This window comes from Pseudomonas sp. LBUM1669, from assembly GCF_059695705.1.
Window position 1 is genome coordinate 2,913,540 of record NZ_CP166784.1, and the last position, 23,961, is coordinate 2,937,500.

Annotated in this window: 34 protein-coding genes (1 of these 34 cut by a window edge); 20 read left to right on the top strand and 14 right to left on the bottom strand. The window is 59.0% G+C overall.

Going from position 1 to position 23,961, the window contains the following annotated elements:
• The first annotated feature begins 139 nt into the window (after nt 1-139).
• Nucleotides 140-1,717, top strand: a complete 1,578-nt coding sequence (locus ACA051_RS13615; RefSeq protein ID WP_497375224.1) for a sensor domain-containing diguanylate cyclase — start codon at nt 140-142, stop codon at nt 1,715-1,717.
• Nucleotides 1,718-1,719: 2 nt separating this feature from the next.
• On the opposite strand, the gene ACA051_RS13620 is transcribed toward ACA051_RS13615, so the two are convergent.
• Together ACA051_RS13620 and ACA051_RS13625 are read right to left on the bottom strand one after the other, a co-directional pair.
• Nucleotides 1,720-2,637, bottom strand: coding sequence for a LysR family transcriptional regulator (locus tag ACA051_RS13620; protein ID WP_497310273.1), 918 nt, complete (start codon nt 2,635-2,637; stop codon nt 1,720-1,722).
• 21 nt (nt 2,638-2,658) lie between these two features.
• Nucleotides 2,659-3,033: a DUF2784 domain-containing protein gene (locus ACA051_RS13625; protein WP_497310274.1), complete on the bottom strand. Its 375-nt coding sequence runs from the start codon at nt 3,031-3,033 to the stop codon at nt 2,659-2,661.
• Between the two features lie 169 nt (nt 3,034-3,202).
• On the opposite strand from ACA051_RS13625, the gene ACA051_RS13630 reads away from it, so the two are divergent.
• Genes ACA051_RS13630 through ACA051_RS13640 form a run of 3 tightly spaced genes read left to right on the top strand, consistent with a single transcriptional unit; the run spans nt 3,203 to nt 4,427 of the window.
• A complete protein-coding gene (locus ACA051_RS13630) occupies nt 3,203-3,901 on the top strand; it encodes an AzlC family ABC transporter permease (RefSeq protein WP_497310275.1) in 699 nt (232 codons plus the stop codon).
• Complete coding sequence (locus ACA051_RS13635) at nt 3,901-4,212, top strand: AzlD domain-containing protein (RefSeq protein ID WP_497310591.1); 312 nt, start codon at nt 3,901-3,903, stop codon at nt 4,210-4,212. The genes ACA051_RS13630 and ACA051_RS13635 overlap by 1 nt, the downstream gene beginning before the upstream one ends.
• A 59-nt stretch (nt 4,213-4,271) precedes the next feature.
• Complete coding sequence (locus ACA051_RS13640) at nt 4,272-4,427, top strand: hypothetical protein (protein WP_497375226.1); 156 nt, start codon at nt 4,272-4,274, stop codon at nt 4,425-4,427.
• A gap of 227 nt (nt 4,428-4,654) precedes the next feature.
• Here the strand turns inward: ACA051_RS13640 and ACA051_RS13645 are convergent, their stop codons facing one another.
• The 6 genes from ACA051_RS13645 to ACA051_RS13670 form a co-directional block, all read right to left on the bottom strand.
• On the bottom strand, nt 4,655-4,882 hold the full coding sequence (locus ACA051_RS13645; RefSeq protein ID WP_497310277.1) for a DUF6555 family protein: 228 nt from the start codon (nt 4,880-4,882) through the stop codon (nt 4,655-4,657).
• 187 nt (nt 4,883-5,069) lie between these two features.
• Complete coding sequence (locus ACA051_RS13650) at nt 5,070-5,342, bottom strand: hypothetical protein (protein WP_497310278.1); 273 nt, start codon at nt 5,340-5,342, stop codon at nt 5,070-5,072.
• A 251-nt stretch (nt 5,343-5,593) separates the two neighbouring features.
• Nucleotides 5,594-6,274 carry an SOS response-associated peptidase gene (locus ACA051_RS13655; RefSeq protein ID WP_497375228.1) on the bottom strand — a complete coding sequence of 227 codons (681 nt, stop codon included), beginning with the start codon at nt 6,272-6,274 and terminating at the stop codon, nt 5,594-5,596.
• 49 nt (nt 6,275-6,323) lie between these two features.
• Nucleotides 6,324-7,037: an ABC transporter ATP-binding protein gene (locus ACA051_RS13660; RefSeq protein WP_497375230.1), complete on the bottom strand. Its 714-nt coding sequence runs from the start codon at nt 7,035-7,037 to the stop codon at nt 6,324-6,326.
• Nucleotides 7,038-7,040: 3 nt separating this feature from the next.
• Nucleotides 7,041-7,877 carry an ABC transporter permease gene (locus ACA051_RS13665; RefSeq protein ID WP_497375232.1) on the bottom strand — a complete coding sequence of 279 codons (837 nt, stop codon included), beginning with the start codon at nt 7,875-7,877 and terminating at the stop codon, nt 7,041-7,043.
• 62 nt (nt 7,878-7,939) lie between these two features.
• Nucleotides 7,940-8,926: an aliphatic sulfonate ABC transporter substrate-binding protein gene (locus ACA051_RS13670; RefSeq protein ID WP_497375234.1), complete on the bottom strand. Its 987-nt coding sequence runs from the start codon at nt 8,924-8,926 to the stop codon at nt 7,940-7,942.
• A 296-nt stretch (nt 8,927-9,222) separates the two neighbouring features.
• Here ACA051_RS13670 and ACA051_RS13675 point away from each other — a divergent pair, with 296 nt between their 5' ends.
• The 3 genes from ACA051_RS13675 (at nt 9,223) to ACA051_RS13685 (ending at nt 11,578) form a co-directional block, all read left to right on the top strand.
• Complete coding sequence (locus ACA051_RS13675) at nt 9,223-10,170, top strand: ABC transporter substrate-binding protein (RefSeq protein WP_497375236.1); 948 nt, start codon at nt 9,223-9,225, stop codon at nt 10,168-10,170.
• A 146-nt stretch (nt 10,171-10,316) separates the two neighbouring features.
• Entirely contained in the window at nt 10,317-11,216 is a 900-nt protein-coding gene (locus ACA051_RS13680) for a polysaccharide deacetylase family protein (RefSeq protein WP_497375238.1), read from the top strand.
• 119 nt (nt 11,217-11,335) lie between these two features.
• The gene (locus ACA051_RS13685) at nt 11,336-11,578 is read left to right on the top strand and encodes a DUF1652 domain-containing protein (protein ID WP_497310285.1); all 243 of its coding nucleotides are present in this window, start codon (nt 11,336-11,338) and stop codon (nt 11,576-11,578) included.
• Here the strand turns inward: ACA051_RS13685 and ACA051_RS13690 are convergent.
• Nucleotides 11,575-12,456, bottom strand: coding sequence for a LysR family transcriptional regulator (locus ACA051_RS13690; RefSeq protein WP_497375240.1), 882 nt, complete (start codon nt 12,454-12,456; stop codon nt 11,575-11,577). The genes ACA051_RS13685 and ACA051_RS13690 overlap by 4 nt on opposite strands.
• A 127-nt stretch (nt 12,457-12,583) precedes the next feature.
• Here ACA051_RS13690 and ACA051_RS13695 point away from each other — a divergent pair, with 127 nt between their 5' ends.
• The 8 genes from ACA051_RS13695 (at nt 12,584) to ACA051_RS13730 (ending at nt 20,157) form a co-directional block, all read left to right on the top strand.
• Nucleotides 12,584-13,732: a muconate cycloisomerase family protein gene (locus ACA051_RS13695; RefSeq protein WP_497375242.1), complete on the top strand. Its 1,149-nt coding sequence runs from the start codon at nt 12,584-12,586 to the stop codon at nt 13,730-13,732.
• Nucleotides 13,733-13,742: 10 nt separating this feature from the next.
• Nucleotides 13,743-14,033, top strand: a complete 291-nt coding sequence (catC, locus tag ACA051_RS13700; protein WP_497375244.1) for a muconolactone Delta-isomerase — start codon at nt 13,743-13,745, stop codon at nt 14,031-14,033.
• A gap of 55 nt (nt 14,034-14,088) precedes the next feature.
• Entirely contained in the window at nt 14,089-15,018 is a 930-nt protein-coding gene (gene catA / locus ACA051_RS13705) for a catechol 1,2-dioxygenase (protein WP_497375246.1), read from the top strand.
• Nucleotides 15,019-15,290: 272 nt separating this feature from the next.
• Nucleotides 15,291-16,250, top strand: coding sequence for an AraC family transcriptional regulator (locus ACA051_RS13710; protein WP_497375248.1), 960 nt, complete (start codon nt 15,291-15,293; stop codon nt 16,248-16,250).
• A 197-nt stretch (nt 16,251-16,447) separates the two neighbouring features.
• Complete coding sequence (gene benA, locus ACA051_RS13715; RefSeq protein WP_497375250.1) at nt 16,448-17,809, top strand: benzoate 1,2-dioxygenase large subunit; 1,362 nt, start codon at nt 16,448-16,450, stop codon at nt 17,807-17,809.
• Nucleotides 17,809-18,297, top strand: coding sequence for a benzoate 1,2-dioxygenase small subunit (gene benB / locus ACA051_RS13720; RefSeq protein WP_497375252.1), 489 nt, complete (start codon nt 17,809-17,811; stop codon nt 18,295-18,297). Before benA ends, benB begins: the two co-directional genes overlap by 1 nt.
• A 10-nt stretch (nt 18,298-18,307) precedes the next feature.
• The gene (gene benC, locus ACA051_RS13725; RefSeq protein ID WP_497375254.1) at nt 18,308-19,321 is read left to right on the top strand and encodes a benzoate 1,2-dioxygenase electron transfer component BenC; all 1,014 of its coding nucleotides are present in this window, start codon (nt 18,308-18,310) and stop codon (nt 19,319-19,321) included.
• A gap of 62 nt (nt 19,322-19,383) precedes the next feature.
• Nucleotides 19,384-20,157, top strand: coding sequence for a 1,6-dihydroxycyclohexa-2,4-diene-1-carboxylate dehydrogenase (locus tag ACA051_RS13730; protein WP_497375256.1), 774 nt, complete (start codon nt 19,384-19,386; stop codon nt 20,155-20,157).
• Between the two features lie 15 nt (nt 20,158-20,172).
• Here ACA051_RS13730 and ACA051_RS13735 read toward each other — a convergent pair whose 3' ends face one another.
• Nucleotides 20,173-20,535, bottom strand: a complete 363-nt coding sequence (locus ACA051_RS13735) for an NUDIX hydrolase (RefSeq protein ID WP_497293893.1) — start codon at nt 20,533-20,535, stop codon at nt 20,173-20,175.
• Nucleotides 20,536-20,747: 212 nt separating this feature from the next.
• Between ACA051_RS13735 and ACA051_RS13740 the strand changes: the two genes are divergently transcribed.
• Nucleotides 20,748-20,948 carry a DUF2188 domain-containing protein gene (locus tag ACA051_RS13740; RefSeq protein WP_497310294.1) on the top strand — a complete coding sequence of 67 codons (201 nt, stop codon included), beginning with the start codon at nt 20,748-20,750 and terminating at the stop codon, nt 20,946-20,948.
• Between the two features lie 118 nt (nt 20,949-21,066).
• Entirely contained in the window at nt 21,067-21,414 is a 348-nt protein-coding gene (locus ACA051_RS13745; protein ID WP_497310295.1) for a hypothetical protein, read from the top strand.
• Nucleotides 21,415-21,432: 18 nt separating this feature from the next.
• Here ACA051_RS13745 and osmE read toward each other — a convergent pair whose 3' ends face one another.
• Together osmE and ACA051_RS13755 are read right to left on the bottom strand one after the other, a co-directional pair.
• Nucleotides 21,433-21,786: an osmotically-inducible lipoprotein OsmE gene (gene osmE / locus ACA051_RS13750; protein WP_497310296.1), complete on the bottom strand. Its 354-nt coding sequence runs from the start codon at nt 21,784-21,786 to the stop codon at nt 21,433-21,435.
• A 13-nt stretch (nt 21,787-21,799) separates the two neighbouring features.
• Complete coding sequence (locus tag ACA051_RS13755) at nt 21,800-22,048, bottom strand: hypothetical protein (protein WP_497310297.1); 249 nt, start codon at nt 22,046-22,048, stop codon at nt 21,800-21,802.
• Between the two features lie 178 nt (nt 22,049-22,226).
• Between ACA051_RS13755 and ACA051_RS13760 the strand changes: the two genes are divergently transcribed.
• From ACA051_RS13760 to ACA051_RS13770, 3 genes are all read left to right on the top strand, one after another.
• Nucleotides 22,227-22,445 carry a hypothetical protein gene (locus tag ACA051_RS13760; RefSeq protein ID WP_497310298.1) on the top strand — a complete coding sequence of 73 codons (219 nt, stop codon included), beginning with the start codon at nt 22,227-22,229 and terminating at the stop codon, nt 22,443-22,445.
• Between the two features lie 72 nt (nt 22,446-22,517).
• Complete coding sequence (locus tag ACA051_RS13765; RefSeq protein ID WP_497310299.1) at nt 22,518-22,853, top strand: hypothetical protein; 336 nt, start codon at nt 22,518-22,520, stop codon at nt 22,851-22,853.
• Between the two features lie 101 nt (nt 22,854-22,954).
• Nucleotides 22,955-23,176: a hypothetical protein gene (locus ACA051_RS13770; protein WP_497310300.1), complete on the top strand. Its 222-nt coding sequence runs from the start codon at nt 22,955-22,957 to the stop codon at nt 23,174-23,176.
• Nucleotides 23,177-23,195: 19 nt separating this feature from the next.
• Here ACA051_RS13770 and ACA051_RS13775 read toward each other — a convergent pair whose 3' ends face one another.
• Nucleotides 23,196-23,426 carry a DUF6555 family protein gene (locus ACA051_RS13775; protein WP_497375258.1) on the bottom strand — a complete coding sequence of 77 codons (231 nt, stop codon included), beginning with the start codon at nt 23,424-23,426 and terminating at the stop codon, nt 23,196-23,198.
• A 480-nt stretch (nt 23,427-23,906) separates the two neighbouring features.
• Nucleotides 23,907-23,961, bottom strand: the 3' end of a protein-coding gene (locus ACA051_RS13780) for a hypothetical protein (protein ID WP_497310302.1). The gene runs 134 nt beyond the window's last position; only the last 55 of its 189 coding nucleotides appear in the window; its start codon lies beyond the right edge, outside the window; the stop codon is at nt 23,907-23,909.

Below are 23,961 nucleotides of genomic sequence, written 5' to 3' on the forward strand. Positions count from 1 at the left end.
ACACAAACCCGTCAGAACGCGAGCGAATCGCCTATCTTGTTTCTGGTGGGGCCTAGCGGTCCGAGTGTCAAACACGACTGGATGGCGCTAAAAGGGCGAACGGGAAAATTCGCCATGTCATAACGATTCAGGGAGCGTCATGGGACACCCGTCCATCAACGACCGTATTGAACACACCCGGCCCACCGCGCCTTGGGTGCCGGAGCAGATTGAGTCCAGGCTCAGGGTCCGTTACGCGGTTGTTTTGCTCGTGGCCGTGTGCCTGTCTTTGACGGCCATTGTGATCTGGGAAGTCTGGAACTCGCGTCAGTACCACTTGCATGACAAAGCAGTGACGATGTCCAACCTCGCCCAGACCTTGGCGTCACAAGCGCAGTCGTCGATCAAACAAGCCGATACGCTGCTGTTTGCCTTGGTGGACCGCGTCGAAAACGAGGGCGTGGCCCCGGCGCAGTTGCCCAGATTCAGACGTTTGCTCGCCGCCCAGCGCAGTGAGCTGACTCAGCTCCATGGCTTGTTCGTATTTGACGAAAAAGGGGGGTGGATCGCCAATTCCAACGGTGCGGATATACCCGGCGCGAACAATTCCGACCGTGAATATTTCATTTACCATCGCGATCATCCTGACCGCGGCCCGCATATCGGTCCGTCGATCAAAAGTCGTTCGACCAGCGAATGGATCATGACCGTGTCACGCAGGATCAATCATCCGGATGGCAGCTTCGCCGGTGTGGCGCTGGCAACGATCTACCTCAACCATTTCCTCGGGCTGTACGACAGCATCGACATGGGCAAAAACGGCGTGATCAACCTGATCGCCGACGACGCCAGCATCGTCGTTCGCCGGCCATTCAACGAAGCAGAAGTCGGCACCAGCGTCGCGAAGGGGCCGCTGTTCACGCAACTGTTGCCCAAGGGCAGTTCCGGCACGGCAACCGTCAAGTCTTATGTGGATGGTGTCGAGCGAGTGGTGGGGTTTCGGCGGGTCGAGGGTTATCCGCTGATTATCTTTGCCGCGCTGGACAAGGATGATGTCCTGGCCGGCTGGCGTGAGGAGTCAATCCTCAGTGCCGCCATCGTGCTGTTGCTGCTGGTGTTTCTGGTAGGGCTCGGCTATCGCCTCATTCGCTTCATGAAGCAGCAGAACCACATTCAAAGCGTGTTGCTCGATGCCCAGGAAAAGCTCATCGAGGTCAACCGCAGCCTTGAATTGCTGGCGCTCGAAGACGCACTCACCGGGCTCTCCAACCGGCGTCAGTTCGATCTGTTCATTCTCGCGGAAATGGGCCGGGCCCGGCGCACGGTGACCCACCTCGCCATGCTGATGATCGATGTCGATCACTTCAAGAGCTTCAACGATCGTTATGGGCACGTAGCGGGTGATGAGTGTCTGCGCAAAATCAGCGCGATCATCAAGGACAACATCAAACGCCCCGGCGATCTGGCCGCCCGTTATGGTGGCGAGGAGTTCGCGGTGGTGCTGCCCGGCACCGACTATGTGGGGGCGTTTCTGGTCGCCGAAAAAATTCGTCGTGCGGTCCAGCAGGCCGGGATCGAACACAGCGAATGCGCGGAGGGTACGGTGACCGTCAGCGTGGGGGTTTGCGCTTACAACCCGGCCTCGCAGGATCAGCCCGACGACCTGGTCAGCGCTGCGGACAAAGCGTTGTATGTGGCCAAGGCCAGTGGGCGCAACATGAGCGTCATCGCAAACTGACTTCAAACGAAGCGGTCACTGCCCTGGACCAATTGGGTGGACAGGTACGATTGCTTGAGTTTTTCCAGCCACCAGCCCAGCGCACGGCCGTCATGATCGCCGCGCCAGCCGGCGTACAGGATGTTGGGCTCTCGCGGATCAGCCATCTGTTTTTCCATCAGCGTTCCGTCTTTTAGTAACGCGCCGACCCGATGCCGGGGCAACCAGCCTACGCCCAGTCCAGCGCACTGGGCGAGAATCTTCGCGCGCATGGTCGGCACCGCGAGGACCGGTTGGCCGCCGGAGACTCCATACGTGCTGCCTTCCGTGGCCCGGGATGAATCGGCCACGACAATCGCTCGGTGCTGCGCCACCATCGCCCGTGAAATCGGTTCCCTGGCCTTGGCCAGCGGGTGTTTGGGCGAGACCGCGAACACCCATTCCATTTGCCCCAATTGCATCCAGCGCAGGCTGGGAATGGCCGGCGGCTCATTGGTAGCGCCGATGATCAAGTCCGCGCGGCCTTCGCGCAGGGCTTCCCATACGCCTTTGAGTACTTCGTGGGTGATGCGCAGCGGTACGCCGGACTCCAGCGCATCGAACTCGTGAATCACCGGAATCAGGGCTTCGAACTCGAGCAATTCGTCGGTGACGATCCACAGCCGACTCTCCCAGCCATTGGCCACTTGTTGCACCCGTTGGGTCAGCCGGGCGACATCCTGCATCAGTCGCGCCGCTTCGTTCACCAGCAACTCGCCAGCGGGGGTGAGCTGCAAACGGTAACGACGCCGATCGAATAGGAGCGCATCGAAGCGCTCCTCCAGTTGCCGCGCGGCGTAGGACACGGTTGAAGGCGCTTTGCCCAAGTGAGCGGCGGCCCGCGACAGGCTGCCGGTTTCGCGGATGGCTTCGAGCAACGTCAGGTCTTCAATCGACAGCATTTTCTATCCTCGGCGGGTGTTTCAGGCGGCCCGGCGTAATTTCCACCGCCTGATCAGCCGAAGATAGACCACGACGTTGATTGCCAGCACCACGCTGCCCAGCGCCAGTTGAATCGCCGGTGTCAGGCCGGCGGGGTAGATGACCGGCCACACGTAGTGCTCGATGAAACCACCGCCGTAACCGGTTTGCCCGGCGGCCTGGCGCATGACGTTTTCCCATTGAGTCAGGGGACACATCAGGTGGAAGACTTCCACGCTCACGCCCCACGCAGCGGCGGGCAGGTGCCACCAGATCAGCGGGCGCCATTTGAGCACTAGCAGCCCGCCGAACAGCACGAACAGAATGAACAGCAAATGAAACAGCACCAGCCCATCGGCGGCGATCCGGTAAAGCATGTCGACTCCCTGACGCGTTAGGCGAATGGCTCCATGGTACTCGGGTTCTCTGTATTTACAGCGGTTCAGAACCCTTCGGCGTGCGCTGCCCGCAAGTGCGCAAGATTGTTCAAGCCATTGAACGTCGCGGCTGGCAGAGTGTGGCGTCTTCCCCTGGTTGTAGAGCGTTATGTCGAACTCACTCATGCCGCGCAACGCCTTTCTTCGCGGCGCCGTAGCGATCATGCCGTTGTCCCTGGCGACTGCGCCTTGGGGGCTATTGGCCGGGTCCATGGCCATTGAGGCCAATCTCACGCCCCTGCAAGGTCAAGGGTTGTCGAGCATCGTGTTTGCCGGTGCCGCGCAATTGGTCGCTATTGGCATGCTGAAGGGCGGCGCCGGGATCTTTTCGATTCTGCTGACCACGCTGTTACTGACCTCCCAGCATTTGCTGTACGGGATGAGCATGCGCTCGGTGATTTCACCGCTGCCGGGCCGCTGGCGCGTGGGGCTGGGTTTTTTGCTCACTGACGAGCTGTTCGCCCTGACCAGCCAGCATGACAAACAGCAGTTCAATCGCTGGTTTGCCCTGGGCGTGGGCCTGACGTTTTACATCGCCTGGAATCTGTTCACACTGGCCGGCATCGTCCTGGGCAGCAGCATTCCTGGCCTCGAACACCTGGGGCTGGACTTCTCCATCGCCGCGACCTTCATTGCCCTGATCACCCCGGTGGTGCGCAACGTCCCAACAGTGGTCTGCGTCGCGGTTTCGCTGTTTTGTTCGGTGTTGTTCAGCTACTGGCAATGGGGCTCGGCGCTGGTGCTCTCGGGGTTGGCGGGCATGACCGCCGGCTTCATCTGCAACAAATTCCATGGGGGGCGCACATGATGGTCTGGGCTGTGATTCTCGGGATGGGCGTGCTCGTCTTCCTGAACCGCTACGTGTTCCTTGAACCTCGACTGCCGCTGCGCTTGAGCAGCAATGCCCGGCAGTTCCTCGGGTTTGCCGTGCCGGGGATGTTGACCGCGATCTGCGGACCGATTGTGTTCATGCCGGACAAACAGCTGAATCTGCAGTGGGACAACCCGTACCTGATCAGTTCGTTGGTGGCCGTGGGGTTGGTGCTGTACACCCGCAACACTTTGCTCAGCATGTTGTTGAGCATGGGTTTTTTCTTTTGGCTGCGTTGGTGGCTTTGAGTCGCGCTTTGGAAACTGTTCTACGCTTATAGGGGATTTCTTCAGGAAGCGAGGTGAGTATGGCCAATGAACCAAAACGTCCTGGTCTGGATGATGAGGATGAGCCCAGCGAAGACGAGCTTGAGCGGCAAAGGCGCTCGACGCCGGACTGGAAGCACCCCGACGATGGTAAAGAACTGTCAGATCGTGACCAAGAGCGGCCGCTGAAGCCCTGACTGGTCCGCATATCCCACCGCTATCAAGCTCAAGACGATCTTCAGTCGAGCAAGAAACCTGTGGCGAGGGAGCTTGCTCCCGCTTGAGTGCGAAGCACTCACAAAATCGGCATTAGTAGCCACATTCTTGGGGCCGCTACGCAGCCCAGCGGGAGCAAGCTCCCTCGCCACGAAAGCAGGTGTGCCTGAAGTACTGTGCTTGATTGAAAACGGGGCAGGTGAGGCCGTCAGATCGCCTCATTCCAGCGTATCTGCGTGATACCCAATCGTTGAGCACTCAAGCGAGCCGTTTCGGGGGAGGCGTGTGCGGCGATCTTTCGGTCGGATTGCGGAAACGCATGCGCCGAGGCTGAACGAATCGCGTCCACATCGGAGAACTGTTCGGCCAGCTTGAAAAAGTGCTGACGAACGCCGCCGAGCAGATAGTGCACGGCATAGGGAACGAGTTCGCTCATGTATTCCTCCTGAGGTCAGCCAAGGCATTGGCTCAGTCGTTGAATAGGAGATTCAGAGAGATCTGCGGTGCAGGCGCTGTCCAGAATTGAGAAGGCTGAAAAAGAAAGAGACCCTAATGGGTCTCTTCTTCAGAGTGCAGCGATGTACGAATCGTTCAGCTATTGGTGATCTGATCCGCGCATCACTTCAAAGATCGTCCAGTGACGGAAAATCCGGGTGGGAGGCCCGATAGCCCAACGTCTTGTCGATCCAGGCATTCAGTTCGTTGACCATCACCGGCGGCTTGCCGGAATAGGTTGCGAGGGTTGAACGCAGGATGTCGTTGATATTGGGGATGGAACGCAGGTTTCGGGTCTTTATGTATTGCCCGATAAAACAGTCAAGTTGATAGCGTTCTGTCAGCGACAGGTACACGCAGTCCAGACCGCTGACTTGATTAATTACAAGATCGTCGCGCAACTTAGTTCTCTGCAATGCTTGTTAGATTTAGGGATTTCCTTGTTTATTGACTCTTTGGTCAATTGAGTAATGCCAGGGGAAATGCGGCGCGCATGCTAACTTTAGCGTTACTAAATGTATGTACGATGATTCATTTGTCAGACAAGCGGTTAATACGTCGTTTTGCCGAATGCCGGCAAGTGTTTCTGCGGTGAAACAGTCGGTGTAACGTTTAGGTCGTTCGGTTACTTAGTTGCGGGAATGGATCCAATTTAAATTAGCTCATTAATCAACATTGCACCCTGGTTCCTGACATTTCCCACTGCCTTATCGACCCTATACCACTCGAACACTTCGCTGACTTCGCCCTGCATTAGCACCATCTGCTCGGCACGCTCTTTGGGCGTGGCCGGGTCCAGCCATTCATGTGCCAGTTCTGCAGACAACACCACCGGACGCCGGTCATGTATGTCGAGCATGCCGCCAGCGCTGTCCGCCGTGATGATGACGAAACCGTCGCCTTCCTTTTGCTCATTCCCACCAGAGGGAAACTGGCCGATCGCCGCGCAGCAGATCGGCGCCCGATCCCGTCGGCGAATCAGCCACGGCTGCCGCGTCGCGTCGCCGGCATCCACCCATTCGAACCAGTTGTCGATCGGCACGATCGCACGGTGCGGCCAGATCGGCCGGAAGAACGGGCCATGAGCGACTTTCTCGACCCGGGCGTTGATCGGCGGCGCCCGGTCCTTCGCCCAGTGCGGCCGCCATCCCCAGCGCACCGAATCGGCGTGCAACCCGTCAGGCTCAAGGTGCAGCAGGGCGAGCTGAGTGGTGGGCGCGGCGTTGTAGCGGGCCAGGGGTTCATCACCGACATGGTTGATCAGCGCGTCGGGGATGCTCAGCACCGCGACAAAGTCGTGAATGCCACGGTATTGCGACAGTCGTCCGCACATCGGCTGACCTCTGGCTGGAAAGCGCTGGCTGGAGCGTTCAGCTTAGTCTTCAAATCACATGGGCACGCTGCAACTCGGTCAGCGACAACGCCTTCAATTGCGCGAGCAACGGGTGCCGCCGATCACGAGGATGCGGCAGCTCCACAGCCAGTTCCTGGCGAATGCTGCTCGGGCGATTGTCCATCACCAAGACGCGATCACTGAGGTACAGCGCTTCATCGACGTCGTGCGTCACCAGCAGCAAGGCGATGGCGTGACGCTCGGCCAGTTGCAGCAGCAGGTCCTGGAGTTTCATTCGCGTGAAAGCGTCCACTGCGCTGAAGGGTTCATCGAGTAACAAAACCTGTGGCCGCGAGTAGAGGCCGCGGGCGATCGCCACCCGTTGCGCCATGCCGCCGGACAAGGCTTTCGGCAACGCCTGAGCGAAACCGCCGAGGCCGACTTCTTCGATCAATTGCGCGACCCAGGCCTTGTCGTAATGGCTGTCGGCGCTGAAACCGATGTTTTGCTCAACCGTCAGCCAAGGCATCAGCCGGGGTTCCTGAAACACAAAGGCGACTTCCCCGGCGTTGTTGCGAAGCTCACCTTGAAAGTCCTTTTCCAGACCGGCGACGATCCGCAGCAAGGTGCTTTTGCCGCAGCCGCTGGGACCCAGCAGGCTGACGGTTTCCCTGGGCTGCAATTGTAAATGGACGTTCTTGAGGACCGTAATGGCGGCGAAGGTTTTGCGCTCGACGCAAATGTCCAGCAGGTGGTCGGTCATGCCTCAATCCTCTGCGCTTTGGCCGTTGAAAGTGTCGCGCCAGGCCAGGAAGCGTTTCTCCAGGCCGGCGAGGATGCCGTCGCTGAGTTTTCCCAGCAGCGCCAAAACGATGATCGCGGCGAGGACGATGTCCGGGCGGGAAGTCTCGCGACCGTCACTGAGTAAATAGCCCAGGCCTTTGGTGGCGGCGATCAGCTCAGCGGCCACCAGAAACATCCAGGCCAGGCTCATACCGCTGCGCAGTCCAGTAAACAGGCCGGGCAGGGCGGCGGGCAGCAGGATTCGCCGGATCAGGCGCCACCGGCTGAAGCCGTACATTTGCCCGACTTCCACCAGTTTGCGGTCGATGTCGCGGATCGCCGCGACGCCGTTGAGGTACACCGGAAAGAATGCGCCGATGGCGATCAGGACGATTTTCGAGGTCTCGTCGATGCCCAGCCACAGCAACAACAGCGGCACCCAGGCCAGGCTCGGAATCGAGCGTAATCCGGCGAACGTCGGTTCCAGCCAGGCTTCGGCTTCGCGGCTCAAACCGACCCACGCGGCGAACACCAGGGCCAGGCTGGCGCCAATGGCGAAACCGAGCAGCACCCGCAACAGACTGGCGCTGATGTGTTTCCACAATGCGCCCTCGGCCAGGTCACTGAGGGTCAACGCGATCTCACTTGGGGCCGGCATCTGATAGGACGGCAACCAGCCGATACGCACGACGAATTCCAGCACCAGAACGATCAGCACCGGCAGCGCCAGACCCTTGAGGCGTAATTGCCAGGCTTCGTTCAGTCGGCGGGGTGCAGGCAATGTCAGGCTCGCGGGCAGTTCTTTGCTTTTGCTGGTCATGGGGTTCTCCGGTCACGACGAATCCGCGACGGGCGCGGATTCGGTTTCAACGGTGGCGACGGTTACTGACGGGCCACGGTTTCCTTGAAGCCGGTGTCGATCAACTGATCGATCACCTGATTGACATTCACCCCACGGCGAACCAGTTCTTCAGAGACCAGAATCGGTGCGGCGGCCTTGGAGGCAATCACATCCCTGGCGGTCAATTGCGGGCTGCTGAGGTCGGTGCGGGACAATTGCAGCTTGGCCACTTCCAGCGGCAGACCGGATTCGCTCGCGAGCAACTTCGCCAGTTCCTCAGGATTTTTCACCGCCCAGTCCCGGGCCTTTTCATAGGCGCTCAAGACGGTTTCGATGGTCTGCGGATGCTCTTTGGCGTAGGTGTCGGTGACGCTGACCACGCCGTAGCTGTTGAAGTGGGTGTTGCGATACAACAGGCGCGAACCGGCCTGGACTTCGCTGGCCGCCATGTGCGGATCAAGGCCGGCCCAGGCGTCGACGTCACCTTTCTCCAATGCGGTGCGACCGTCCGGATGCTGCAAATGCACCAGCTCGACATCGTCCTTGCTCAGGCCTGCCTGTTGCAGGCTGCGCAAGGTGAACAGGTACGGGTCGGTGCCTTTAGTGGCGGCGATTTTCTTGCCCTTTAAGTCCGCCACGGTTTTGTATGGCGAATCCTTGCGCACCACCAAGGCGGTCCATTCCGCGCGGCTGTACACATAGACCGATTTGATCGGGCTGCCGTTGGCGCGGCTGAGCACAGCAGCCAGGCTGGCGGACGACGCGAAGTCGACGCCGCCACTGTTAAGGTATTCCAGCGAGCGATTGCTGCCCTGGCTCAACACCCAGCTGACCTTGGTCTGTGGCAGGGCTTTTTCGAGGAAACCGAAGTGCTTGAGCACCAGGCTCACCGGCGAGTAATAGGCGTAGTCCAAGTGCACTTCTGCCGGTACGCTTTCGGCGGCCTGCGCCACGGGTTGCAGGCTCAGGGTCAAGGCGCAGGCACCCAGCAGGTACCTAAAGTCAGGAAATCGGAAGGTCAGTTTCATGGCACAGCTCCGGGCAAGGCGGTGAGATTCTTATGTCCAAATAATTATTTTTTACCAATGCTTCCTGCATAAAAGGAATATTGCAGGCTCTGTGCCATGTCTTGCAGTTGCAGGTTTTCCAGGGCTTTGGCGGCGAGGACAAGGGGATTGGCTGTACGGGTGAAAACAGTCTGATGAGTCACTGTTGCTGTGCCAACAGCGCTGTTTGCTGGTCATGAGCTTATGCATAAATCGAATTTATAATCCGAGCTGTAAGAGCGTTAGGGTCTATACAAATAACGTTCCTGGAGCCCCCGATGAACCTGTCCCGATTCTTGCGCGGTCTGTTGACCAGCGCCTTGTTTGCTTCGCCACTGAGCTACGCCGCAGAACCCGTCGTGTTGCACGTCGGGGATCAGAACTACTACAACGTTCGCGCTTCGGTGGAAGCGTCGGGTGTGCTGGAAGGGGCGCCTTATACCGTCGACTGGAAGCACTTCCAGGCCGCCGCTCCGCTGGCCGAAGCACTCAACACTGGCGCCCTGGATCTGGGCTTTCTCGGTGATTCCGGCTTCCTGTTCCTGGCAGCCAAACAGGCACCGGTAAAGTTGATCGGCGTGTCACGGCAGAACCCCGACACCATCGCCTTGCTGGTTCCCAAGGATTCACCGGTCAAAACCATTGCCGACCTCAAGGGCAAGAAAGTCGCTTACTGGCCGGGTGCCTGGAGCCAGCAACTGACCCTGCGCGCATTGGAAAAAGCCGATCTACCGGAAGACTACGTCGACTTCATCAAACTGATGCCCATCGATGCCGCCGCCGCGCTACCGCAAGGCAGCATCGACGCCTTCCCGGTGTGGGAACCGTACATTTCCCAGCAGATTCTGTTCTCCGGCGCCCGACCGATTCTCACGGCGAAAAACCTCATGCCCGGCCTGAGCGCCATCGCTGCTTCGACGCCGTCGATCGACAGCAAGCGCGAAGCCATTGCCGACTTCCTGGTGCGCCTGAAAAAAGCCCGGGCCTGGGTCGACAACCACACCGACGAATACGCCGATCTCTGGGCGAAAAAGGCCAACCTCGACCAGAACGTGTCGCGCCATTGGCTGCGTCAGGCCCACATGACCGTCGGCCCGGTCGATGCGCAGGCGGCCAAGGATCTGCAGAGCACCGCGGACTTCCTGTTCAAGGTCAAGGCGCTGCCAACGGCATTAGCGACCGCGCCGATTATCGACAGCTCGTTCCAGCAGTCGCTGGCGCAGTAAGCCACGAGGGTGAGCGCTGGAACCAAACACTGTGTACCCTGATCCAACCTCGGCCTCAGCAACCTGCGGGCTGACAAGGGATCAATGGGCGAAGGGTTTTTGCCGTTTTAACGTGATGACCATTACGGTCTGGCCCAAGGCAAACCATGAAACAGTTGTTCAAGGTTCTCACTGCGCTCGCCATCGCTGTCGGGCTGGTGGGCTGCATCGCTTCACCGATCGAACTGACCCCGCAGACCGAGCAGCGTCTGCGCACGCAGCCACCGATCCGCTTTGTGCTGACCTTCGACGACGGTCCCAGCGCGTCAAGTTTCTGGAACCCGAGCATGACGGTGCTCGACAGCCTCGCGCAGAACCCGGTGCAACCGGGGATCAAAGCGGTGTTCTTCGTGCAGACAGGCGCGCCACGGGCCGGTGACAGTGACATCGGACGCGGGGTCATGCACCGGGAGCAGGCTGAAGGACATGTGCTGGGTTTCCACACCGCGACCCACTCGCACACCAATCACCGCTCGCTGAGCCCGGAAGAACTTGAGCAATCGTTGAGCAAGGGCAGTGCTGACATTGCCGCAATCACTGGCGCACCGCCCACCCTCGTGCGCCCGCCGTTCTGGAATTACGACAAACGTGTGTTCGCCGCCTATCAGCGGCACGGCCTGCACCTGTTGCTGACCGACCTGAGCGCCAATGACGGCAAAATCTGGGGCTTCAACGCCAGCCCCCGGCGGCGGGCCAACATGCTGCGGCAACTGTCGGAAGTTCGCGAACGCATTGCGCTGGGCGAACTGCCGACGGTGGAAGGTGTGGTGCCTGTCGTGGTGACCTTCCACGACCTGAATCGTTATACCGCCCGGCACGCCCGCGAATACCTGCAAATCCTGCTCGACAGCGCGCGTGCCACCGGGGTGACGGTGGCACAAAAGCCGTTTTACGATGACACGGCGGCGCTGCAACGGGCGGCATTGGCGCGTACCGTGACCGACAGTGACCAAACCGTGAAGTTACCGGGCATATGGAACTGGCTCTGGGACGCTGATGCTGATTAAAACCTCAGCAAAATGAGAAGCAGCTAACACATATTGTGAGGTGAGGCTGACGCAGGCGGGCGAAAGTGGATCTATCCTGAACGGGTCGAATACGATCCCACGCCACGGAGGCGTCAGTCATGGTTCCCATTTCAGTCCTTTGCAACATAGTAGAGTCCGGTTTTAAGCCGCTTTCCTGCGATTGCACAGTGAGTCCCAATGGATTGTTGCGGATCAAGGTGTACGACCGGGCCACCGGGCGCATCGATTTGCTGATTCCCTGCGTATCGCCCGCCAAGCTGACCAGCGTTCGCGCGATCTCCGACTTTGTTGGCGAATTACGCACCGAACTGCGTGCCGGGCGTCGGGCCTTTGCCGGTTAGCGGGGCAGCAACTCATCAATCATCTTCAAGCAATGATTCAACCCCGGCGTCACATCGCCCACCCGTCGGCTGAGAATGATCGGTGAAGTCGCGTTGTCTTCCAGCAATGGCGTGAACCCGATGTCGTCGCGGTGCAGCAACTGCACCGACGCGGGCACCAGCGTGACCCCGATCCCGGCCCCCACCAGACCGATTGCTGTTTGCAGTTCGTTGGTCCATTGCGCCACGTGGATGCTCACGCCGTAGGACTCGAACAGTGCAATCACATGATCGGCGTAGCTGGGGCGCGGATTGCCGGGGTACAGCACAAAGGGTTCCTTGGCCAGTTGGCGCAGGCTGATCGGCCCGGCCAGCAGCGGGTGGCCGGCGGGCAGGGCGGCGACCAGCCGGTCTTCGGTCAATACCGTCTGGATGATCGCCGGGTCATCGATGCGGATCCGCCCGAAACCGATGTCGATGCGCCCGGCCTTGAGCGCCTGCACCTGTTGCAGCGTGGTCATTTCCGAAAGCCCGAGCTCAAGCTCCAGAGGCTCGCCACTGCGCAGGCGACGAATCAGTTCCGGCAGCACGCCATACAGCGTTGATGGCGCAAAACCGATGCCCAGCCAGGTTTTTTCCCCTCGACCGATGCGTTTGGTGTTGTCGCAAACCTTGGCCAGTTGTTCGAGCAGGGCGGTGGAGTGTTCATGGAAGAAACGCCCGGCTTCGGTCAACTTCAGCGGGCGGCCGCGCTCGAGCAGTAACACCCCGAGTTCATCTTCCAGTTGCTGGATCTGCCGGCTCAGGGGCGGCTGGGCAATGTGCAGCCGTTCGGCGGCGCGGGTGAAGTTGAGGGTTTGAGCCACGACCTGAAAATACCGCAGGTGACGCAATTCCATGGTGCCTCCAGGCATTGAGTAGTTGGATACCTTTAAGGTATCGAGCCAGACCAATTCTATATTGGCCCTAGGCAAAAAGCCGTATGAGAATCCGTTTCAGAACTTCAAGAACCTGACGGGTATCGACATGCGTGCAACTGCCATTGAATCGATCGAGACGATCATCGTCGATCTGCCGACCATTCGCCCGCACAAGCTGGCCATGCACACCCTGCAGAACCAGACCCTGGTGATCATCCGCGTGCGCTGCGCCGATGGCATCGAAGGCATCGGCGAGTCCACCACCATCGGTGGCCTGGCCTATGGCAATGAAAGCCCGGACAGCATCAAGACCAACATCGACAAGCACTTCGCGCCGCTGCTGATCGGTGAGGACAGCGGCAATATCAATGCGGCGATGTTGCGCCTGGAGCGCAGCATCCGTGGCAACACGTTTGCCAAATCAGGTATTGAAACCGCGTTGCTCGACGCCCAGGGCAAACGCCTTGGGCTGCCCGTCAGCGAGTTGCTGGGTGGTCGCGTTCGTGATGCGCTGCCGGTGGCCTGGACCCTGGCCAGCGGCGACACTGGCAAGGACATCGCCGAAGCGGAAAAAATGCTCGACCTGCGCCGCCACCGGATCTTCAAGCTGAAAATCGGTGCCGGCGAAGTCAACGGCGACCTGGCCCATGTCATTGCCATCAAGAAAGCCCTGGGCGATCGCGCCAGTGTGCGGGTCGACGTCAATCAGGCCTGGGACGAGGCAGTCGCACTGCGCGCCTGCCGGATACTGGGCAGCAACGGCATCGACCTGATCGAACAGCCGATCTCGCGCAACAACCGCGCCGGCATGGTGCGCCTGAACGCCATGAGCCCGGCGCCGATCATGGCCGATGAATCCATCGAGTGCGTGGAAGACGCTTTCAATCTGGCGCGCGAAGGCGCCGCGTCGGTGTTCGCCCTGAAGATCGCCAAGAACGGCGGGCCACGGGCCGTGCTCAGGACCGCCGCCATCGCCGAAGCCGCCGGTATCGGCCTGTACGGCGGCACTATGCTGGAAGGAGGGATCGGCACGCTGGCCTCGGCCCATGCCTTTATCACCCTGAATAAACTGGCCTGGGACACCGAGCTGTTCGGCCCGTTGCTACTGACTGAAGACGTGCTCAGCGAGCCGCTGGTCTATCGCGATTTTGCGCTGCATGTGCCGCAAACACCCGGCCTTGGCCTGAGCCTGGATGAAGACCGCGTGGCGTTTTTCCGGCGCGACAAAACCTCCACTTCTGTTCATCAAGCCTGAGGAGAGCATCATGCTATTCCACGTAAAAATGACCGTGAACCTGCCGGTCGACATCAACCCGGAGCTCGCCGCTCAGCTCAAGGCCGATGAAAAAGCACTGGCCCAGCGCCTGCAAGAGCAAGGCAGGTGGCGTCACCTGTGGCGCATCGCCGGGCACTATGCCAATTACAGCGTCTTCGACGTTGACAGTGTTCAGGAGCTGCACGACTTGCTGATGCAATTGCCGCTGTTTCCGTACATGTCGATCGAGATCGACGCGATGTGCCGGCATCCTTCGTCCATTCGCGAGGATGACCGCTGAACCGAGTCTGTTCAGTTCGCTACGCCCATAATTACAAGATGAGGAACCCCAAAACATGAACGTCAAGATTTCCCACACTGCCAGTGCCCAGAAGTTTCTCGAAGACGCCAGCGGCTTGCTCAACGACGCAGGCGACCCTCGGGTCAAAGCCTTGGTTTACCGCATTCTGCGTGATTCGGTGAACATCATCGAAGACCTCGCCGTGACCCCGGAAGAGTTCTGGAAAACGGTCAATTACCTCAACGTGCTGGGCGCGCGTCAGGAAGCCGGCTTGCTGGTGGCCGGGCTCGGCCTGGAACACTACCTGGACTTGCTGATGGACGCCGAAGACGAGCAGGCGGGGAAGGCGGGCGGTACGCCGCGGACCATCGAAGGCCCGTTGTATGTGGCGGGTGCGCCGCTGTCCGAGGGTGAGGCGCGCCTCGACGACGGCGTCGATCCGGGCGTGGTCCTGTTCATGCAAGGCCAGGTGCGCAACACCGCTGGCGAGCCATTGGCCGGTGCGGTGGTGGATGTCTGGCACGCCAACACAGGCGGTACTTATTCCTACTTCGATACCACGCAATCGGAGTTCAACCTGCGCCGCCGCATCGTCACCGATGCCGAGGGTCGATATCGTTTTCGCAGCATCGTGCCGTCGGGCTACGGCTGCCCGCCGGACGGCCCGACCCAGCAATTGCTCGATCAACTGGGCCGTCATGGCCAGCGTCCGGCGCACATTCACTTCTTTATCTCTGCGCCGGACCATCGTCACTTGACCACCCAGATCAATCTCGATGGCGATCAGTACCTGCACGACGATTTCGCCTACGCCACCCGCGACGAGCTGATCGCCCACATCACCTTCAGCGACGACCCGCAGCGAGCAGCGGCCCATGGCGTGAGCGGCCGGTTTGCCGAAATCGACTTCGATTTCACCTTGCAGGCCTCCGCGCAACCTGACGAGCAGCAACGCCACGAACGGGTTCGCGCGCTCGAGGATTGATCGCCGTGCCTTGTGGGAGCGACGGTGCGACAATTCGACCTGCTCGCGCAAGCGGAGTGTCAGTCAACATTGATGTTGAGGCTGATGGCCCCTTCGCGAGCAAGCCCGCTCCCACAGGTGACCGCGTTTCACCAGTGAGAATGCGGTCAAATTGTAGGAGCGAGCCTGCTCGCGATAGGGCCAGAACCTTCCACAAGTCAGCCCACTGACACACCGTTGCAGGTACTGCCTTAGAATGGCCCGACAACACCTATAACAACGAGAGTGACCCGATGATGCACGCGCAACTGTTGAGTCAGCGCAGCAGAGTATTCGACCAAGCCGACCCTTACGCGGTGTCGGGTTACGTCAATCAGCATGTCGGCAATCATTGCATCCTGATGCCCAGGGTCGGCCGTCCGCTGGCCAGCCTCGATCATCGCAAATTCGCCAGCCTTGACCTGTGCCGCATCAGCTACGGCGCCAGCGTGCGGGTGACCTCGGGCGCGCTGGAAACGATCTATCACCTGCAAGTGCTGCTGCGCGGCAACTGCCTGTGGCGCGGTCACGGTCAGGAACATTACTTTGCGCCGGGTGAATTGCTGCTGATCAACCCCGACGATCCGGTGGACCTGACGTACTCCGACGATTGCGAAAAATTCATCCTCAAGGTGCCCACTCGGCTGTTCGAGTCGGTATGCGAGGAGCAACGCTGGCGCTATCCGGGGCAGGGCGTGCGGTTTCTGGATAACCGTTATCAGCTCGATGAGCTGGAAGGTTTCGTTGGTCTGCTGGCGATGATTTGCCAGGAAGCCGAGGCCACCGAGCAGATACCAAGGGTGCAGGAGCACTACGCGCAGATCATCGTCAGCAAGATGCTCAGCCTGATGAAAACCAACGTCATCCGCGGCAGCCTCGGCTCGCCGACGACGACGTTCGAGGGGATTGCCGATTACATCGCGCGCAACCTCAAGCAGGACATTGACAGTGAAGAGCTGGCGCGCCAGGCGCGGATGAGCCTGCGTTCGCTGTACGGCTTGTTCGAGCGCAACGCCGGCACCTCGCCGCAAAACTACATCCGGCATAAGAAGCTCGAATGCATCAACCGGTGCTTGAACGACCCGACCTGCAACGTGCGAAACGTCACGGAGGTGGCCATGGACTACGGCTTCCTGCACCTGGGACGGTTCTCCGACAACTACCGCAAACAATTCGGCGAATTACCGTCCGACACCCTCAAGCGCCGCCACTGACCCACCACAAATCCCTGTAGCAGCTGTCGAGCCTGCGAGGCTGCGTCCGAGTGCGCAGCCTCGCAGGCTCGACAGCTGCTACAGGGAAGTGGGCCGTTTGCAGTAAACGGATACACGTCTGCACCCATCGGATAGTCCACCCCATCCCCCCGACCTAGCATGGCCCTGCCTGAATAACAACAATGGAGGCGGCGGCCATGTCCCTGCGACCCGAATACCTTCACTCCCTGCTTGAAGATGACAAAGAACAGGGCATCTACCGCTGCAAGCGCGAGATGTTCACTGACCCACGGCTGTTCGACCTGGAGATGAAACACATCTTCGAAGGCAACTGGCTGTACCTGGCGCACGAAAGCCAGATCCCCAACGTCAACGATTTCTATACCTCGACCATGGGGCGCCAGTCGATCTTCATCGCGCGCAACAAGGAGGGTGTGCTCAACGCCTTCATCAACGCCTGCAGCCATCGCGGTGCGACGCTGTGCCGGCACAAGACCGGCAACAAGAGCTCCTACACCTGCCCATTCCACGGCTGGACCTTCAACAACTCCGGCAAACTGCTCAAGGTCAAAGACCCGGCGGGCGCGGGTTACCCGGCGAGTTTCAATTGCGAAGGCTCTCACGACCTGACCAAAGTTGCGCGTTTTGAGTCCTATCGCGGCTTCCTGTTCGGCAGCCTCAATTCCGATGTCGTGCCGTTGGTTGAGCACCTGGGCGAGTCGGCAAAGATCATCGACATGATCGTCGACCAGTCCACCGATGGCCTCGAAGTGCTGCGCGGCTCCTCAAGCTACATCTACGAAGGCAACTGGAAACTCACCGCCGAAAACGGTGCCGACGGCTATCACGTCAGCTCCGTGCACTGGAACTACGCCGCCACCCAGAACCAGCGCAAACAGCGTGAGGCCGGCGACAGCAATCCGACCATGAGCGCCGGGGCCTGGGCCAAGCAGGGCGGGGGGTTCTACTCGTTCGACAAGGGCCACATGCTGCTCTGGACCCGCTGGTCCAACCCCGAGGATCGCCCGCTGTACGAGCGCCGCGACGAGTTGTCCCGGGACTTCGGCCAGGCGCGCGCCGACTGGATGATCGAAAATTCGCGCAACCTGTGCCTGTACCCGAACGTCTACCTGATGGACCAGTTCAGCTCGCAGATCCGCATCGCCCGACCGATCTCGGTCGACCGAACGGAAATCACCATTTATTGCATCGCCCCCAAAGGCGAAAGCGATCACGCCCGTTCGAGCCGGATTCGTCAGTACGAGGATTTCTTCAACGTCAGCGGCATGGCCACCCCGGACGATCTGGAAGAGTTTCGCTCGTGCCAGACCAGCTATCAAGGCAGCGTCACGACGTGGAATGACATGTCCCGCGGCGCCGAGCACTGGGTCGAAGGTGCCGATGAGGCGGCCAAGGAAATTGATCTGCACCCGCTGCTCAGCGGCGTGCGTACCGAAGACGAAGGCCTGTTCGTGCTGCAACACAAGTATTGGCAGCAAACCATGCTCAGGGCCCTGGCCACCGAACAGCCCGAATTGATTGCTGTGGAGGCCGTGTAATGATCCTCACTTATGACGCCGTGCGCGATTTTCTCTACCGCGAAGCGCGCTACCTCGATGACAAGCAATGGGACGACTGGTTGGAGATGTACGCCGCCGATGCCTCGTTCTGGATGCCGTCCTGGGACGACAGCGACGAGTTGACCAAGGACCCGCAGCGGGAAATATCGCTGATCTGGTACGGCCACCGCACCGGCCTGGAAGACCGCATCTTCCGCATCAAGACCGAACGCTCCAGCGCCAGCGTTCCAGACACCCGCACTTCGCACAACATCAGCAACATCGAACTGCTTGAGCAGGCCGACGGCCTGTGCAAAGTGCGCTTCAACTGGCACACCCTGAGCTTTCGCTACAAGACCGTCGACAGCTATTTCGGCAGCAGTTTCTACACCCTCGATGTGCGCGGTGAAAACCCGCTGATCAAGGCCAAGAAAGTGATCCTGAAGAACGATTACGTTCGCCAGGTCATCGATGTCTACCACCTCTGAGGCGGCCGTCATGACTCATTCCATTGCATTCAATTTTGAAGACGGCGTCACCCGGTTTATCGACGCCAACGTGGGCGAAACCGTGGCCGATGCCGCGTACCGCCAAGGCATCAACATTCCACTGGATTGCCGCGACGGCGCCTGCGGGACCTGCAAGTGTTTCGCCGAGGCCGGCCGTTACGACTTGGGTGAGGAATACATCGACGACGCGCTCAGCGCTGATGAAGCGCGGCAGGGCTTTGTTCTGACCTGCCAGATGCGTGCCTTGAGCGATTGCGTGGTGCGAGTGCCGACCTCATCGCAAGTCTGCCGTACCCAGCAGGCCAGTTACGACGCCACCATCAGCGCCGTGCGGCAGTTGTCCGACAGCACCATCGCGCTGTCGATCAAGGGCGAAGCCCTGAGCAAACTGGCGTTTCTGCCGGGCCAGTATGTGAACCTCGGGATTCCCGGCAGCGAGCAGACCCGCGCTTATTCGTTCAGCTCGCTGCAGCGTGACGGCGAAGTCAGTTTTTTGATCCGCAACGTGCCCGGCGGCTTGATGAGCAGCTTCCTTACCGGTATGGCCAAGGCGGGCGACAGCATGCGTCTGGCCGGGCCATTGGGTAGCTTTTATCTACGCGACATTCGCCGGCCGTTGTTGCTGCTGGCGGGTGGAACTGGTCTGGCGCCGTTCACCGCGATGCTGGAGAAAATAGCCGAGCAGGGCAGCGAGCATCCGCTGCATCTGATCTATGGCGTGACCAACGATTTTGATTTGGTGGAACTGGATCGCCTCGAAGCGTTTGCCGCGCGCATCCCGAATTTCAGCTTCAGTGCCTGCGTCGCCAACCCCGACAGCCAGCATCCGCTCAAGGGTTATGTGACCCAGCACATCGAGCCTCGGCATTTGAACGAGGGCGACGTCGATGTCTACTTGTGCGGCCCACCGCCGATGGTTGAAGCGGTCAGTCGGTTCATTCGCGAACAAGGCGTCGCGCCTGCGAACTTCTACTACGAAAAATTCGCTGCCAGCGCGGCTTGAGTCCAGCCGGTGCGCGAACACAGATCCCATGTGGGAGCGGCATCCTTCGTCACGAGGTACACATGAACAGATTCACAGACAAAGTCGCACTGATCACCGGCGCGGCGCAAGGCATTGGCCGGCGGGTGGCCGAGCGCATGGCCGCTGAGGGTGCGCGGTTGATTTTGGTTGATCGCTCGGACCTGGTGTTCGAGGTGCAGCAACAATTGGGGCAGGGCAGTCAGGTGCTGGCCTTGACCGCCGACCTTGAGCACTACAGCGAATGCAGCCGCGTAATGCGCACTGCCGTCGAGCGTTTTGGGCGTCTGGATGTGCTGGTCAACAACGTGGGCGGCACGATCTGGGCGAAGCCTTTCGAGCACTACGAAGAACAGCAGATCGAGGCCGAAGTCCGTCGTTCGTTGTTTCCGACATTATGGTGCTGCCATGCCGCGCTGCCGTTCATGCTTGAACAAGGCAGCGGTGCCATCGTCAACGTTTCATCCATTGCCACCCGCAGCATCAATCGCGTGCCGTATGGCGCGGCGAAGGGCGGTGTCAATGCGCTGACCGCATGCCTGGCGTTTGAAACTGCCGGTCGTGGGATTCGCGTGAATGCCACCGCGCCCGGTGGCACGGAAGCACCGCAGCGGGTCATCCCGCGAAACAGCGCAGAGCAGAGCGCCGAAGAGAAAGTCTGGTATCAGCAAATTGTTGGCCAGACGCTCGACAGCAGTTTAATGAAACGCTATGGCACGCTGGATGAGCAGGCCGGCGCTATTCTGTTTCTGGCCAGCGACGAGGCGTCGTACATCACCGGAATGATCATGCCGGTGGGCGGCGGCGACCTGGGCTGAGACGACTGCGCAAACTTACAGCCGACGCTGAAAGGCTTTGACGATCTTGAGCGTGGCGTCGCTTGTGTTCAGGTTCTGGACTGCGTCCAGCGGATACCACATGCAATCGAAAATTTCATTTTGTGGCCGGGCTTCGTCCGAGTTGAGGACCGATGCCTCGAACACATGGTGCCGGGTGCTGCCCGTTTCCAGTTCCATCAGGTACAACAAACCGTCGACGCCCAGCCCTGTTTCTTCCTGGAGTTCGCGCATGGCGGCGCCCGCAGTGGTTTCGCCGCGCTCGACTTTTCCTCCGGGCAAGGTCCAGCGACACCTGGGTTTGCGCACCAGGAGAACATGCCGATCCTGCTCGCAAATGACTGTTGCCCGTACTTTCATGTGTTACTAAACCGCCGTCTGTCATAAAACAGTCATGAAAATGCAATATTCAGGCCCGGGCTTCTGTTTCAAAGGGTTGGAGCCAAGGAGGCGCTAGAAAGTGCAAAGGAGCGTCGAAAATCTGACACGACGTCTGGTCGGCACTTGGGTAAGGGTCGGGTGTAAGGTAACCAGGTCAATCGTGGCTTATCACTGCCGAAAAGGAGGTGACTATGAGCGTTCCGATGCTGAATAAAATGCACATGAACGGTTATGACGTACTCAGCGTAAACAACGGCCCCTGGCGGGTGTGCACCAAAGGCGACCGTCTCGGTGCTTTTGGCAGCAAAGAGGAGGCACTGGCGTTTGCGGCAGCGCTTCCAGCCTACAGAGCAAGAGCGGTTCGATCGACTCCAAGCCAGAAACCAGAATGAACGCAAGCTTGAAGCCCTGGAATGCCGGGGCTTTTTTTGTCTTGAAACCAGGGGCGGGAAGATTTTAAACGTGACATTTGGATGATAGGGTGGCCGCTTTCAATTCAAGGAAGAAAGCATGTTGAAAGGTCGCTGGACTGCTCTGGCAATGTTGTCTGCTCTTTACCTTGCCGGTGTCGGTCAGGTTCAAGCCCAGACGCAGGGCGAAATCCACACCAATCAAAAGGTCTGCGATGTTTTCCGTACATTGGCCGGATCGATCATGCAGTCTCGGCAAAATGGCGAATCGGAAGAAAGTCTGCTGGCCGTGAAGTCGGGTAATCCTGATCACGACAAGTTGGGCGCCATGTTGATCAACGAAGCGTACAACCAGCCGGTCCTCGATTCTCCAGAACTCAAAAGCCAAGCTATTAACATGTTCGCGGATAAATGGCGGGACACGTGTAACAAACCCGCTTCCGGCTAGCTTGCCACCCATTGTTGGCTAGTAACCTCCGCCACCCGTACTGCGAGAGGGTTCCCTGGCTTTCTGTTGTGCGTGACTCCATTCCGCGCAGGTCATGAAGCTTTTGTGGTCGACCTTACCCCGGTCATCGAAGCTGATGTTGTAGGGCTTCTGTTGGCCTGCCTGGGTCAACTTGTAGTCAAAGCACGTGCCAGGCACCACCGTGCGCTCCGTTATCGTTAAAGGCTGACCGCCAATCTGCTGAACCTGATCCTTGCTCATGCCGGTCTCGACTTTGGCGACCAGCGGCTGGTCCCGATAAACGTGTGAATCAGTGCTGCAACCACCCGTCGCCGCCAGCACGACGACCAGCGCCAATAGAGGCGTGTTCATGCCAAGGCTCCCGTTAGTGAGCTTTCGGAGATTTCGTCCGACTGATGATTTTGGCCTTCACTTCTTCTGCATAACCCGCCAGTCGCTCTTCATCGCCTTGAAATAGATTGCACAACTTCATGGCCGCTTGCGCATCAACATCATTGCCGGCCAGGCGTAGCTGCTCTGCGATGCGCAAGAGTTCCACTGCCGACCACCTCAGGTCCGACGCAAGTCCTTGCAGATCACGCCGAAGTTCGTTTTCATCTTCGTTGAGCCACATGATGACCTCCTGCTGATACCCCGCTACAAAAGAGTAGTCCCAATTAACGGGTGGGGCGTTTGCTCATCTGCTGTCCAATGCATGGGAGGTGCGCCGCTTGTCGGGAGAGTGAGCGCGAACGAACGGGTGTGATGTCGTACCGAAGTGGCGAATGTTCGCTAGGGCGAGGCAACTTCAAATGACCAGCACCGATGATTTCAGATTCCATGCGCATGAGCTGATGGTTGAACTGGACGCAGCTACTACGGAGATGATGACGCTGATTTCGGCCCATCAGTTGAGCGGGCCGGAGTGGGAACGGGTCACTCAATGGCAACATGAAGCGCATGAGCGATGGATGACGTATTTGAACGAACGGTCTTATCCTGACTCCGGCGATCACAACGTAACCCTCTGAGGGCTGATTCTATAGATGGATGTCTGGATCGCTACGCGTTACATTCCCGTTTTTTCAGGATAAGGAAGCGCCATGCGGATGTTGATTGGGGGAGTAGCGATGGCGATGCTGGCGGGTTGTTCATTGCCGGCATCCCTGGTTCCAGGTGAGCCTAACGTCAGCAAGTACAGTAACAAGGCGCCCAAAGAATACGCCGCGTGTCTGTTGCCGCTGTGGCAGCAGGAGGTTTCAAGAACGACTCAGACTGCGATTTCCAATGGCTACCGGATCAACGCTCCCAGCATTATTACGGCTGACGAGATTCTGGACATCGTGAAATACAAGGACGGCAGTCGAGTATCGCTATATCAGGGGCCGCCGTGGGCCAAGTCGGACGCGATGCGTAAAGCGGTTCGCAGCTGCTTGTAAAGCTCACTCCGTGAATGTCGTGTAAGCGCCGTATGTCGGAATCGAGGAACGGCCATTCGCTGGAAAACTTCCAAGTGAAAATTGTCTTTGGAAGTTTGGCGATGAATGATGATCAAAAGAAGCAAGCCCTGGCGGCCTGGTACAAGCTCCTGAACGAACCGGAAATTCGCATGGATGCTGAAGGACAGTACGACGAGTTGCTCAAGGCCGCCGACGAGATGGAACGTACCGGGCTGATCAACAGTTCGGAATGGCGCAAGTTAGTGAAGGAGGCGGGTACTGCGTTCGCAAAAGCGATAGAGGGCGTGGGCGGCGGCACTTAGCTGGGCCGCACACTGTTATTTACGGCAACTCCTCCCACCTAACCTGCATCAAGCCATTTTCCTGTGCGTGTCTTTGTAGCGCATCAAAGTCTTGTTGATCGTGATTGTCCCCATACGAAAGCCCTATCCCCGAATGCAGGCAGGCGTAGTACCAAGCGTCTGCCTCAGTCATGTGGGCGTCGGGTTGAATAAAAATATGCCGAGTCTTGTTGAAGCCATACGTGATTTGAAAATATCGAGGGCGGGTCATCCGAATCTCCAGGTGCTGCCACTACGACATTAATGGCGTAGTGCCAGTTCCTTCTGTTTTCGGACTTTTGTCTGCTTCAATAAATAAGCGATGTTTTGCCTTCATTCAGTCTTGCACGCGCTCAGGGCATGACGCGGGGGCGCTCAGCCAGCATGCATTGAAGGCATTCGTTATTGAGCTGCAAACATTCTTCCTCGGCCTCTGTCCGTGTCGGGTAGGTTGTGGGCAGCCTGCGCTTTTCTTCATTGTCATAGAGGTTGAACCCTATGGGGGCGGTTTTGCAGTAGAAGCGCGTTCCGTTACGCGTTGATCCCGTTTCCGTGGGAATTGCAGGAACCACAACGAATCTTGGAATCATCCTCGCGTACTCCTTCCGAATTCACCTTAACGTGTAGCGGCTACTGGCCATCACCGCAAGGGAGCGTTTGAAGTATCCGATGAACAGGCCGGTCTGCTAAACAGTTGCTGGCTGGGAAGCCATCAGGAATTCGGGCGGCGGCGATCGGCGCCAGAAGAGTTGCCGATGTTTATCAGC